The 12,998-nt window shown below is 75.8% G+C and carries 7 protein-coding genes and 1 pseudogene; 2 read left to right on the forward strand and 6 right to left on the reverse strand.

The window, feature by feature from the left end:
- Positions 1-27 precede the first annotated feature (27 nt).
- Both ACFWJ4_RS18120 and ACFWJ4_RS18125 read right to left on the reverse strand, forming a co-directional pair.
- Positions 28-1,503 (reverse strand): hypothetical protein, encoded by a 1,476-nt coding sequence (locus tag ACFWJ4_RS18120; RefSeq protein WP_380545047.1) that lies wholly within the window; start codon positions 1,501-1,503, stop codon positions 28-30.
- Positions 1,504-1,595: 92 nt separating this feature from the next.
- A complete protein-coding gene (locus ACFWJ4_RS18125; protein WP_380355891.1) occupies positions 1,596-2,033 on the reverse strand; it encodes a hypothetical protein in 438 nt (145 codons plus the stop codon).
- 143 nt (positions 2,034-2,176) lie between these two features.
- On the opposite strand from ACFWJ4_RS18125, the gene ACFWJ4_RS18130 reads away from it, so the two are divergent.
- Positions 2,177-2,611, forward strand: a complete 435-nt coding sequence (locus ACFWJ4_RS18130) for a DUF4259 domain-containing protein (protein WP_380545049.1) — start codon at positions 2,177-2,179, stop codon at positions 2,609-2,611.
- Positions 2,612-2,624: 13 nt separating this feature from the next.
- Here ACFWJ4_RS18130 and ACFWJ4_RS18135 read toward each other — a convergent pair whose 3' ends face one another.
- Positions 2,625-5,105 (reverse strand): hypothetical protein, encoded by a 2,481-nt coding sequence (locus ACFWJ4_RS18135; RefSeq protein WP_380545051.1) that lies wholly within the window; start codon positions 5,103-5,105, stop codon positions 2,625-2,627.
- Entirely contained in the window at positions 5,105-9,067 is a 3,963-nt protein-coding gene (gene eccCa / locus ACFWJ4_RS18140; protein ID WP_380545053.1) for a type VII secretion protein EccCa, read from the reverse strand. Before eccCa ends, ACFWJ4_RS18135 begins: the two co-directional genes overlap by 1 nt.
- 170 nt (positions 9,068-9,237) lie before the next feature.
- Between eccCa and eccD the strand changes: the two genes are divergently transcribed.
- Positions 9,238-10,638, forward strand: coding sequence for a type VII secretion integral membrane protein EccD (gene eccD / locus ACFWJ4_RS18145; protein WP_380545055.1), 1,401 nt, complete (start codon positions 9,238-9,240; stop codon positions 10,636-10,638).
- Between the two features lie 65 nt (positions 10,639-10,703).
- On the opposite strand, the pseudogene ACFWJ4_RS18150 reads toward eccD, so the two are convergent.
- Positions 10,704-12,199 (reverse strand): annotated as a pseudogene (locus ACFWJ4_RS18150) (transposase).
- A gap of 146 nt (positions 12,200-12,345) precedes the next feature.
- Positions 12,346-12,993 carry a type VII secretion system-associated protein gene (locus ACFWJ4_RS18155; RefSeq protein WP_380545057.1) on the reverse strand — a complete coding sequence of 216 codons (648 nt, stop codon included), beginning with the start codon at positions 12,991-12,993 and terminating at the stop codon, positions 12,346-12,348.
- Between the last annotated feature and the right edge of the window lie 5 nt (positions 12,994-12,998).

Below are 12,998 nucleotides of genomic sequence, written 5' to 3' on the forward strand. Positions count from 1 at the left end.
TCGGGGGTCGGGCGGCTTCGGGCGGGGTCAGGCCGTGCAGGTGGCGCGGACGGCGGCGGCGGCGTGGTGGGCGAACGTCTCGGTGCTGCCCGACCAGTCCAGGCCACGGCTGTGCAGCGTCACCGAGATCGGGCCGCGGTAGGAGAACGGGCCCTGGTTCACCCAACTGCCCCTACTGGCCGTCTGGTTGATGGAGAACGAGCCGATCTGGCCGCCACCGCTCTGCACCGTGTAGAGGCTGGGGTTGCCGCCGACCTGCTTCACGTCGCCGCTGGCCGGGATGTAGACGGACAGGGTGCAGCTGCTGACCTTGTCCACGGTGAAGGTCCAGACCACCGAGTTGCTGTTGTCGTCCTTGTTCGCGTCACCGGACATCGGCATCGAGGCGTACGTGCCGTTGCAGCCGTCGCCGCTGTAGCCGCCCGAGTTGTTGCGCCAGCCCTTGGTGCCCTGGTCGTACCAGCCGTTGGTCTTGTACTGGCCGCCGCCCGAGCAGTACGGGCCGGCGATCACGGTGACCGGTGCCGGCGGCTTGGCGGCGGCCGGCGGCGGCGCGGGCTGCTGGGCCGCCGGTGGCGGCGCGGCCGGCGGGTTCGCCGGGGGCTGGTTGGGGGCCGGGTTGGCCGCGCCGCCACCACCCGTGCCGCCGGAGGCCGAGCCGCCCGAGGCGGCCGCCGCACCGCCCTGGGAGCGGTCCGTCCCGCCGCCCGGGGCGGGGTTGGCCGCGCCGCCGGGACGGGCGGCCGTACCGGCACCGCCGGCGCCGTTGGGGACGACGGCGCCGTTGGGAGCCGAGGCCGCCTGGTCGCCCGGCCCGGGTGCGGCCGAACCGTCGGGCAGCGGGACCACCGCACCCGGCTGCCCGTCCGGCGGGGCGCCCCCGCCGGTGCCGCCGTGCTCGTCGAAGCCGGGGACGTAGCCGTTGCCGCCGTCCCCGCCGCCCTGCCCGTAGCCGGGCGGGACGTCGGCCTGGGCCGGCCCGTGCTTGGGGTCGTTGCCGCCGAGCTGGGTGACCACCACGGAGGTGCCGACCAGCACCAGGCCGACGGCGACGGCCGCGGCGATCATCGGCCGGGAGACCCGGCCGGGGCGCGGCCCCGGGTCCGTGGCGCCGTCACCGGCCGGCTCGGCGGACGCGACGGCGGCGAGTGCCACCGCCTCGGGCGCCCCGGGGGCGGTCGAGGCCGCGACGGGGGACGGCAGCGGCGCCGGCCCGATACCCGTCGGCGCCGCAGACTCGGCCTCGGCCTCGGCCTCGGGCTTCGGTCCGGCCTCGGGCTTCGGTCCGGTCCGGGCCCCGCCCGTCGTGGCGCCCGCGGCACCGGCACCCGCACCGGCACCCGACGGCGCCGGGAGCACCGCCGTCGCGGCGCTCGCGGGCTCCTGCGCCGGCTCCGCCCGCTCCCCGGGGTCCGCCTCGGCCGCCAACGCCCAGTTCACCGCCGGGAGCTGGAAGCCGCCCGCCCTCCGCTCCGGCTCGCCGCGCTGCTCCTCGCCCACCATGCATCCCCTGCGTTCGACGACACTCCTGTGGGGAGCTACGGCCCGCGTGGCCGAACCGGTTCAGCCGGACCGGTTCGGCCGGCCGGCGCGCTTCAGGTCCCGACCGTCCAGACCGGCTCCGCGGCCGCCTCCGGCGGGGACAGCACGAAGGACACGGCCTGCTCCAGCACCGCCGCCGAGGGCTGCGTCCACGGCTCGTCGAGCTGCTCGCGCACGTGGGCGAGCAGCTCGGGGTCGGGCGCCAGCCCGTACTCCTCCAGGTAGTACGTCACGGTGTCGGTCCAGATCCACCGGCCGTCGGTGCGGAAGCCCATCGGCACGACGCCGCGCCGCCCCGGGTCGACCACGTCGTCCATCAGCATCGGCGTCAGCAGCACCGTCGCCCCGGCCCGCAGGTACCGGGCGACGGCCTCGCGATCCGCCCCCGCCGCCAGCCGCGGCCGGTCCGGTGCGAACCCGGGCCCGGTCACCGGATCCACCGCGTCGAACACCGCCGCCAGCCGGAACCCGCCGTTCACCGTCTCGCCCATCCCCGTACTCCTCCTGCCGATCACCACAGCCCTACGTTCCGTCCGACGGCCGACCGGCGGCCCGGGGTTCACCGGGGCACGCGAGGCCGCCGCTGTCGTTGCCCTCTGCGAGGATCACCGCGCAGTGACACGAGGAGACCGCCATGGGCACCTGGGGCATCGGCCCGTTCGAGAACGACACGGCCGCGGACTTCGCCGACGCCCTGGACGAGACCGCCGAGGGCGCACGGGAAGCCCTGGTCCGAGCGGCGCTGATCCGCACCGTCCGGACCCGGGACCACCTGGAGTACCGCGAGGGAACGGAGGCCGTCGCCGCCGCGGCCCTCATCGCCGCCCAGTGCCCGGGCGATGGACCGGTCACCACGAGTTACTGGCCCGACCGGGCGCTTCCCGTCCTCGCCACCGACCTGCGGCCGCTCGCCGTCGAGGCACTCGACCGCGTGGTCGCCGGGGCGTCCGAGCTCGCCGAGCTCTGGGACGAGGCGCCCGACGGCACGAAGTGGCGCCAGGCCGTCAGGCGCCTGCGCGCCGTGCTCGCACCCGATCCCGAGCCGCAGGACGCACTGTTCGACCTCTAGGAACGGTCGACCGTCAGGCGGCGCCCAGGGCGAGGGCGTAGCGGGAGGGGTCAGCGGGGCGGACGCGGTCGGCGGGGGCGACGGCGTCGCGGCGGGCGAGCCAGGTGCGCAGCCGGTCCGGGCCCGGGCGGACGCCACCGATCTCGTGGAGCAGCACCCGGGCCGGACGGCCCTCCTCCGGGGCGGCCGGCTCGACCTCGACCACCTCGAACTCCGTGCCCGGGGCGAAGATCACCGTCGGCTGGTCGCCCGGACCGCCGAAGGCCGAGCTGCGGCGGCCGCTGACGGACCAGATGGCGAACTCGATCCCGATGTCCTCCCCCAGATCCGCTCCGGGCGCCGCCAGGCCGGTCACCGGGGCCCGCTCGGTCAGCACCGCGCCCGGGGCGTACGCGGCGAGGTCGCAGTCCTGCGCCGGGCCCGCGACCAGCACGCCGCCGTAGTGGCTGGGCAGCCGCCGCAGGCCCGCGGCCAGGCAGCGCAGGTACGGGCCGTAGGGGCCGGGCGCGCCGGACCGGGCCGCCGCGAGGAGTTCGGCGCGCGGGGCCAGCGGGCCGCAGTCGCCGTGCTGCAGCAGGACGGCGACCAGCTCGGGGCCCTGCTCGCCCTCCTCCGCCCGGGCGCGCAGGGCGGGCAGCCGGGAGGCGACGTCCTCGGCCCGCCGCGCCAGGCGCTGGTAGGCGGGGCCGAGCCGGGCGGCCAGGGCCGCGCCGTCCTCGGCAGGGGTGGCGGGGTCCGCCTCGGTCGGCGCCGCCGTCACGGGCGGGGGCGTCACGGGCGGGGGCGGGGGCGTCACCGGCGTCACGGGTTCGGGGACCGGCTCGGGCTCGGACTCGGGGACCGGCTCGGACTCGGGGACCGGCTCGGGCTCGGGGACCGGCTCGGGCTCGGGGACCGGCTCGGGCTCGGGGACCGGCTCGGGCTCGGGGACCGGCTCGGGCTCGGGCTCGGGAGCCGGACCGGCCTCGGGGGCCGGGGCTTCGGGGGCCGCCTCGGGCTCCTCACCGATCGCCTCGGGGAGCAATATTGTTCCTTCGCTGGTTTCCCCCGAGGTCTCCGCCACGAAGGCCCCGCCCGAGGTCGACACCCTGGCAGCGGGCGCCGGCACCGTCACCGGTTCGGGATCGGGATCGGGCACAGCCACCGGCACAGGCTCCGGCTCCGGCTCCGGCTCCGGCTCCGGCTCCGGCTCCGGCTCCACCGCAGCCTCGACCGCGACCTCGGCCTCGGCCTCGGCCCGGGACCACGGCTCCACCACCGCACCCGCCGCCACCGACTCCGCCCCGATCCAGTCCAGCCCGTACAGCCGCGCGCAGAACCGCCCCACCGCCGCCGACTCCACGTCCAGCGTCCCCGCCACCGCGAGCGCGAGCCGCGCCGCCCCGGTCGGGAGCGAGCCCAGCAGCGCACCGAGGTGGTCCCAGACCGTCTCCGGCACCGGCCGGCCCGGCGTGCCGACGACCAGCACCGGCCGCGCCGGGTCCGGCCGGCGCAGCCGGGGTCCGCGGTCCGCGGCGGCGGCCGGGCGCAGCCACAGTCCGGCCGCCACCGCCTCCAGCTCCCAGCCGGGGAAGGCCGGGTAGCGGGCCGTCCCGGGGGCCGGGGGCAGGTCGGGGCGGGTGCGCCAGCCGACGGCGGTGACGGTGCGTTCGCTCGGGCGGGCGACCAGCTCGGTGAGGTACGGTTCCCAGCCCTCGCCGCCGTCCGCCGCCACATGGACGGTCCGCACGTCGGGCCCGGCGGCCCCCGCCGCAGTCACCGGCACGCCGATCGCCGCCCGCACCTCCTGCCCGAGCGAGGCCGCCAACACCGCGGCCAGTTCGATGAGTTCGACCGGTGCGGCCCACGGCGCGCTCAGCACGAGGTGGTCCGCCCGTCCGGCCGTCTCCTGCAGCAGCACCGCCGCGTTGGCCAGTTGGGCGCCGCTGGGCAGTGGTCCGGCCGGCTCGCCGATGATCAGCAGCAGCCCGTCCCGCGGTGCGGCGGCCCGCTCCAGTACGGCGGGCAGGGCGGGCCCCACCGGCGCCTCGGTGACCCAGAACGCCCCGCCGGCCAGCGGGGTGATGGTCGCGGCGGCGGGCCAGCGGCCGCCGAGCGGTTCCGCTCCCCCGCCGGGCCGGCAGCGCCACCACGTCCCGTTCAGGGCCGGCAGGGTGCCGTCCGGTTCGACGCTGACCACCGCGTCCGGCGCGACGACCGTCAACCCGCAGCGCCTGGCGAGCAGTTCGGCGGGCCGGCGGCCGTCCGGGCCGAGCGCCGCCAGCCCGGAGGCGGCCAGCACCAGCACGTCGGCGTCGCGTTCGCGCGCGGCCCGGGCGAGTTCGTCCAGCGAGGCCAGCAGCACGGGCGCCGCGTCCTCGGCGGCGGCGAGCAGCAGCAGGGCCCGCGGCTCGACCCGTACCGGCGCCAGCGCCTCGGCCAGGCCGTGCGCCTCCGCGCCGGGCGGTGCGATCACGTAGTGCGGGCCGAGCGCCCGCAGCGTCGAGGCGCCCATCACTCCTCCTCCGCCAGCTGCCCGGTCTGCACCTGCACGGTCCGCCGCCGGGTGATGTACAGGCCGCGGCCGGCCGGGAACTGGCGGGGCTTGAGGTTGCCGAACAGGTAGCCCTCGGAGGGCGGGCAGGACATCAGCAGGGTGGGCGAGTTGACCTCCTGGAGCTTGCGGATCAGCGGGTCGCCCAGCGACCGCCCGATGCCGTTGGCGCCGCGTGCGACGACCACGTGGAGGCCGATCTCGGTGCCCTGGGCGAGGTCCTCCAGCAGCACGTTGAAGGGGTGGCCGCCGCTGCCCGAGCCGACCAGGTCGTAGTCGTCGACGAGGATGAACAGCTCGGGGCCGGTCCACCAGTCGCGCAGCCTGAGCCGGGCGGGGGTGATGTCGGCGGGCGGGACGCGGTTCTTCATCGCCCGGGACGCGCCGTCCACGATCTGGCGGAGCTTGTCGACGGCCACCGCGTAGCCGAGCCGGTACTCCTCCGGCACCGCGTCGTACAGGCCGCGCCGGTAGTCGACCAGCATGATCCTGGCCTCGGCCGGGGTGTAGGCGGTGGTGATGGCCTTGATCATCAGCCGCAGCAGGTTGGTCTTGCCGGATTCGCTGTCGCCGACCACCAGCAGGTGCGGGTTCTCCTCGAAGTCGTGCCACAGCGGCGAGACCTCGGTCTCCTCCAGGCCGATCGGCACCCGCAGCCGGCCCTCGGGGGCGGGCAGCCGCTCGGCGTCCAGGACGAGCGGCAGCATCCGCACCTCGGGGGCGCGCGGCCCGGTCCAGTGCGCGGCGACGGCGTCGACCAGGTCGGCGACGCCCTCGCCGAGGTCGTCGGTGTTCCCGGAGCCGTCGATCCTGGGCAGTGCGGAGAGGAAGTGCAGCTGCTCGTCGGTGAGGCCGCGGCCGGGCAGCTTGGGCACCTTGGCGGCGGCCCGCATGTTGATCATCGAGTCGACGGAGTCGCCGAGCCGCAGCTCGAAGCGGGTCTGCAGCTGGTCGCGCAGACCGCCGGTGATCTCGCCCCAGCGGGTGGTGCCGACGACCAGGTGGACGCCGTAGTTGAGGCCGCGCTGGGACATCAGGGTGAGCGGCTGGACGAGGTCGTTGAACTCCTGGCGCAGGGTGTTCCAGCCGTCGACCACCAGGAAGACGTCGCCGTGCGTCTCGTCGGGCAGCTCGCCCGCGGCCCGCCGGCGGCGGAAGGACGCGACGGAGTCGATGCCGAGCTCGGCGAAGTACTTCTCCCGGCGGGTGATGATCCCGTTGACCTCGGCCACGGTCCGCAGCACCCGCTCGCCGTCGTGCCGGCCGGTGACTCCGCCGACGTGCGGCAGGCCGCGCAGCGCGGAGAGCGTGCCGCCGCCGAAGTCCAGGCAGTAGAACTGGACCTCGCGCGGGGTGTGGGTGAGCGCGAGCCCGGTGATCAGGGTGCGCAGCAGGGTGCTCTTGCCGCTCTGCGGGGCGCCGGCGATGCCGACGTGGCCGCCGGCGCCGGAGAGGTCGGCGGTGAGCAGGTCGCGCAGCTGGTGGAAGGGGCGGTCGACCACGCCGACCGGCAGGCCGAGGGTGCCGTGCCGGGCCCGGTCCTCGGTGGTGAGGCCGCGCTCGGGGTGCGGTACGAGCGGCGGCAGCAGCTCGTCGAGGGTGGGCGGGACGTCCAGGGGCGGCAGCCAGACCCGGTGGGCGGGCGGCCCGGCGTCGCGGAGCCGGCCGGACGCGATCTCCAGCAGCGAGCCGGCCGAGACCTGCTCCTCCTCGGTCTCGGCCGCCGCCACCGGCAGCTGCCGGGGCATCACGTACTCGGTGCCGTAGGCGACGACCTGCCCGGCGATGGCGGCCTGCTGGGCGGCACGGCGCTTGGGGCGGTACGGGCCGGAGACGTACGCGGCCTTGAACCGGGTGAGGGTGGAGATGTCGCTGCGCAGGAAGCCGTTGCCGGGCTGGGAGGGCAGCTGGTAGGCGTCCGGGACGCCGAGCACGCCGCGGCTCTCCATCGCCGAGAAGGTGCGCAGGCCGATCCGGTAGGACAGGTGGGACTCCAGGGCGCTCATCCGGCCTTCGTCGAGCCGCTGCGAGGCCAGCAGGAGGTGTACGCCGAGGGAGCGGCCGAGCCGGCCGATCATCACGAACAGCTCCATGAAGTCCCGGTGCGCGGACAGCAGTTCGCTGAACTCGTCGACCACCACGAACAGCGTCGGCAGCGGCCGCAGCGCGGTGCCGGCGGCGCGCGCGGTCTCGTAGTCCAGCAGCGAGGCGTACCCGGCCTCGCGCAGCACCTCCTGGCGGCGGACGAGTTCGCCGTGCAGGGCGTCGCGCATCCGGTCGACCAGGGCGGCCTCGTCGGCGAGGTTGGTGATCACGGCGGAGGTGTGCGGCAGGGTGTCCAGGCCGAGGAAGGTCGCACCGCCCTTGAAGTCGACCAGGACGAAGTTGAGCACCTCGGAGGAGTGGGTGACGGCGAGCGCCAGCACCAGGGTGCGCAGCAGCTCGGACTTGCCGGAGCCGGTGGCGCCGATCAGCATGCCGTGCGGGCCCATACCGCCCTGGGCGGACTCCTTGAGGTCCAGGTCGACGGGCCGGCCGTCCGGGCCGAGGCCGAGCGGGACGCGCAGCCGCTGCGGGATGCCGCGCTGCGCCCAGAGCGCCTCGACGTCGTGGGCGTGCAGGTCGGGGATGCCGAGCAGGGCGGTGAGGTCGAAGTCGGTGGCGAGCGGTTCGGCGGCGTCGACGCCGTCGGCGATCCGGTAGCGGGCGAGCCGGGCGGCGAGGCGGGTCGCCGCGGGCAGGGGGAGCCCGTCGGGGCGGCCGAGGTCGGTGACGACGTCCTTGCGGTTGCGGTCGGCGCCGACCATGGTGAGCCGGCCGTCCTCGATCCGCAGCCGCAGGGTGGTGCGGGCCGGGCGCCACTCCAGGGAGTCGGCGAGGTCGATCAGGACGGCGTTGCGGTAACCGGCCAGCGCGGCGCGGCTGCCGGAGTGGGCGCCGGGGCCGTCCAGGACCAGGACGGTGAACGGCTCGTCCCGGGCCGGTACGGCGTCCGGCTCGAAGCCGGGACGGCCGGTGAACTCCTCGCCGAGCAGCTGCTCGACCTCGCCGAGGCTGCCGGCGACCAGCCGGACCGGGCCCGCGCCGTCGGTGTCGGTCGGGTGCAGGGCGTGCGGCAGCCACTTGGCCCACTCCCACTCGGCCCGCCGCTCGGGGTCGGTGACGACGGCGATGCACAGCTCGTCCGGGCCGTGCACCACGGCGAGCTGGGCCAGCACCGCCCGCACCAGCGAGCGGGCGGCCTCGGGGTCGTCGGAGCGCAGCAGCAGGTGGGCGAAGCCGCGCAGGTGGATCGCCATCGGCTGGTCGGCGAGCGTGCCGTAGGCGTGGATGAAGCGGCGCAGCGCGTGGGCGCAGAGCGGCTCCAGGTCCTCCACCGGCTTGGTGGCCAGCGGCGCGAGCGGGGTCGCCAGGCGTTGGGCGCCGAGCGCGATCCGGACGTCGCTGAAGTCGGGGTGGGAGGCCCGTCGCTCCCACAGCCGGGTGGTGCCGACCAGCGAGCCCAGTTCGGACGGTGCCGGGTGCCGCCAGGCCAGGGCCTTGCGCTGGGCGTCGATCGAGCGGCGCACCTGACGGCGCATCTGGGAGAGGTAGCGCAGGTAGTCGCGGCGTTCGGCGCGCAGCTGCTGCTTGCGGTCGCTGGAGCCGCGGATCAGCTGGGTGACCAGCATCCCGACGGCGGACAGCGCCATCATGCCCATCGCGACGTAGCTGAGCATGCCGCCGCCGCCCTCGCCGCCGCCCGGGTGCAGGAACATGAACACCATCGACAGCGAGCCGAGCGCCATCGGCGCCATGCTGATCACGCTGGCCATGCCGCTCTGCTTCTCCGGCAGGCCCGGCGGTTCCTGGAGCTGGATCTCGCCGTCCGGCATCTCGGGCCCCGGACGCCGGGGCGTCCGGTTGATCAGCTCCACGCTCACTCAGGGCTCCTTCTCACCACGGCCGTTCCCTCTGGGTGACGGACGGCGCGGCACCGGAGGTTCAGCGGTGCGGGGTTCGGCCGCGGCACACCGGTTGAACGCAGCACGCCGGGCAGGCCGTTCATCCGGGCGGAGAGGCGGACCACCGCCCAGCGAACCGGAGGACCGGCGTGAGCAGCAGTGTCGTGGCAGGACTGTGCCGATTGAGGTTCCATGCGCCGGGGACGGCCTTCGAGCTGGCCGTCCCCGCCGATGTGCCCCTGGCCGACCTGCTGCCCGCCGTCCTCGGGCACGCCGGGCCCGGGCTCGCCGAGGAGGGCCTGGAGCACGGCGGCTGGGTGCTCCAGCGGCTCGGCGAGGAGCCGCTGGACGAGGAGCGCACCGCCGAGGCGCTCGGCCTGCACGACGGCGACGCCCTGTACCTGCGGGCCCGCCACGAGGCCCTGCCGGAGGTGCACTTCGACGATCTGGTGGACGGCGTCGCAACCGGCATGAACGAGCGCGGCGACACCTGGCGCCCGGCCCTCACCCGGGTCCTCTCGCTGGCCCTGGCGCTGACGGCGCTGGCGGCCGGCTGGGTGCTGCTCGCCCTGTCCGGCCCGGCCGCCCCGCGCGAGGCCGCCGCCGCGGCGGTCGCCGCCCTGCTGCTGCTCGGCGCGGCCAGCGCCTCCCGGGCGATGGCCGACGCGGGCGCGGGCGCCGCGCTGGGCGCCGCCGCCGTCCCGTACCTGGCGCTCGCCGCGCTGCTGCTGCCGAACGGGCCGGGCGGGTCCGGCGGGTCCGGTGGGGGCGAGCTGCTCGGTGCCCGGATCCTGGCCGCCTCCTCGGCCGGGGCCGGGGCGGCGGTGCTGGCACTGGCGGCGGTGGGGGCGGCGGCGCCGCTGTTCCTCGGGGTGGCGCTGGTCGCGCTGCTCGGGGTGCTGTCGGGGGTACTGGTGCTGGCCGGGATGACGCTCGCCCAGCTGGTGGCGGTGGTCGGGGTGGTGGCCGTGCTGGTCGGCGCCTTCGTGCCCTCGCTGGCGTTCCGGCTGTCCGGGCTGCGGCTGCCGATGCTGCCGCGCAACGCCGACGAGCTCCAGGAGAACATCGAGCCGGTCCCGGCCGCCGCCGTGCTGCCCCGCGCCCTGGTCGCCGACGACTACCTGATGGCCCTGCACACCGCGATCGGCGCCGTCTGCGCCGTCTGCCTGACCGTGCTGCCCTTCGCCGACGGCTGGGCCGGCCCGGCCGAGGCCGGTGCGCTGAGCCTGCTGCTCCTGCTGCACGGACGGGCCGTCGGCAGCATCCGCCAGCGCCTGGCCGTCCTGCTGCCCGGCGTCCTCGGCGGCCTGGTGCTGCTCACCCGCGCCGCCGCCGGCGCCTCCACCACCGACCGGCTGCTCCTGCTCGCGGTCCTGCTGACGCTGACGGCCGCCCTCCTCGTCGCCGCCTGGACCGTGCCGGGCCGCCGTCTGCTGCCCTACTGGGGCCGCCTCGCGGACGTCCTGCACACCCTGTGCGCGCTGGCCCTGCTGCCGCTGGCCCTCCAGGCCTGCGGGGTCTACCACACCCTGCGCGGCCTGGCCGGCTGAGCCGGGCGGGGATCCGCGGGCCCGTCACCGTCCCCCGGGACGCTGTTGGCGAATCCCGGGCCTCGCTACTTCGCCCTGCCGAGTTGTTGTTCGGCGGGGCGAAGCCGTGCGAAGTGGCTGGAGCGGGTGCGGGCCCGTGGTGTGTCGGTGAGGTGGGCGTCGATGCGGGCAAGGTTGATCGCGGCGCCGGTGAACTGGTGCTGGAGGCTGGTCTTCGCCAAGCCCTGGTAACGGGATCTACGCAGGCCGCAGCGGCCGACGCCCTGGGAGATGGTGCCCTCGACACCTGCCCGGATCCGGTAGCGCTCTTTCCACTCATCGGTCTGTTGTTCGGTGCGGGCCTTGCGGACAGCCTCGTGCTCGGCCCGGGGCCGCAGGCTCAGCTCACGGCGCCCGGCCTTCGATGAGTTCACACAGTCACTCAGGGCGGAACAGGGCCGACAGTCTGCAGAGCTGAAACGGACCCGGATGACCGGCAGGCCCTGCTGGGAACGGCCCTCGCGCCAATACGTGCTGACGATGCCATTTGGGCAGGTCACCTGCCGTGTGTCCCAGGCGATGGCGAACGCCTCCTGACTGAACGGGCCGCCGCTCTGGGCAGCGGTGCTGGCCGCCACGGGGCCCAGCAGCTCAACCCCGTGGTCCCTGCGAGCGGCCACGATCTGCGAGGCGGTGGGGTAGCCGGCGTCGACCCAGTGCTCGGCCGGCAGGCACTCGCGCGAGGCCAGAGCCCCGTGAATACGCGCGCTCATCACCTGGTCCTGGACGGTGGAGTCGGTGGTGACCACGTTCGTGACCAGGTTCGGGCAGTCGGGTTCGCAGGTCTCGGTGAGATGGACCCGGTAGCCGTCCCATGCCGTGTCACGTTTGATGCAGCCGCGCGCGTCCGTGTCATACGGATTGACCAGCAACGTTGCGCCCGGCGGACGGTCGTTGCCGTCCCGCCGCCGCACTGCACCGTCGACCGAATGGAAGCACTGCACCCACGTCTGCCGCAGGATCTCGACCTCGCCCAGCGCGCGAAGTCCGTGTGGTGCTCCGGGAGCGAAGGCCGCTTCCAGCAGCCGCATCCCGTCCGCCCCGATCCGCAGTCCCACCTCGCGGCGCCGGACGCGGTCCTTGGGGAAGCGGGAGTCCTCGGCCCGGGTTGCGTAGTGCCGAAACCAGTCCGGTTCGGCTATGTCCACCAGCCATTCGGGCTCGGCACGGGCTATCGCGTTCAGCGCCGAGCGAAGCGTCTCGCAGACCCGCTCCAACCAGTTCATCTGCCGTGCCGCCGACAAAACGTGCGTGGAGTCGGTGCGGGCCCGGCCCGCACTCTTGAGCAGGCCCTTCTCACGGGCCGCGGCCAGGACGCCGTCCAGCATCCGCTGCCCCGCGTCGGCCTGGACCAGGCGGGCCTGCCCCGCACCGGGAACAGGTCCGCGAACTCGGCATCGCTGAACAGCAGCCCCAGCTCGTCCCTCACCCGGATTGCCAGGCTCCCCTTCGGGAACGCGGCCCTGGCCACCCGCACCGTCTCCGCCGGGATCTCCCCGGCCCCCTTCGGCTGCATCGACATCAACACCCACCCCATACGACAACGTCGGCCTTCAAGACCACAACCAGGTCTTGAAGGCCGACGTCACGCACCACCTCCGGATTCGCCAACAGCGTCCCGTCCCCCGGTGGCGGGCCCTTCCGCTGCCCGCCCCGGTACGGGCCGGCTCAGCCGAACGGGCGGAGCGGGCCGCCCCGGTCGCCGGCCCGCTCCCGGGCGTCGAGGGCCGCCCACAGGGAGCCGGGCTCCAGCCTCATCGCGGCCGGGGCTCCCGGGTTGACGACGATCCCGAGGCCGGGGGGCAGCCGTTCCAGCAGCGTGCCGGGGCCGACCACCGCGTGCCCGGGACTTCCCGCGGCCTCCAGCCAGGAGCGCGCGGAGAACACGACCACCGCCGGTTCGCCGTCCGGGAGTCCGAAGCCGCCGACGGTGCCGAACTCGTCCAGCAGTACGGCGACCCGGGCCGAGGCGAGCGCGCGGTAGACGTCGTCGCCCGGCCCGTACCCGGTCGCGGCCAGCTGGACGGCGGCGTCGACCGGGTCGGTCGGTGCGGGCCACTCGCGCGCCAGCGGCGACGGGCGGTACTCCGCGTTCGGCGCGAACTCCTCGACGGAGCCGTCCTCGCCCGCACGCCACCGGCCGATCACCGCCCAGCCCGGTGGCTGCCCCTCGCCCTGCCAGTTCGGGTCGACCAGCCCGATCCACTGCCCCGGCGCGGCCCGGGCGGCGGCCAGGATGCGCTCGGGCACCGGCGCCGTCTCGGGTGGCGGCGTGGCGGCCGTCGGTTCGTCGTGGCCCTGTCCGGGAGCGGTCATCGCGG

The organism is Kitasatospora sp. NPDC127067 (genome assembly GCF_042724755.1).
GTDB classification, from domain to species: Bacteria; Actinomycetota; Actinomycetes; order Streptomycetales; family Streptomycetaceae; genus Kitasatospora; species Kitasatospora lactacystinica.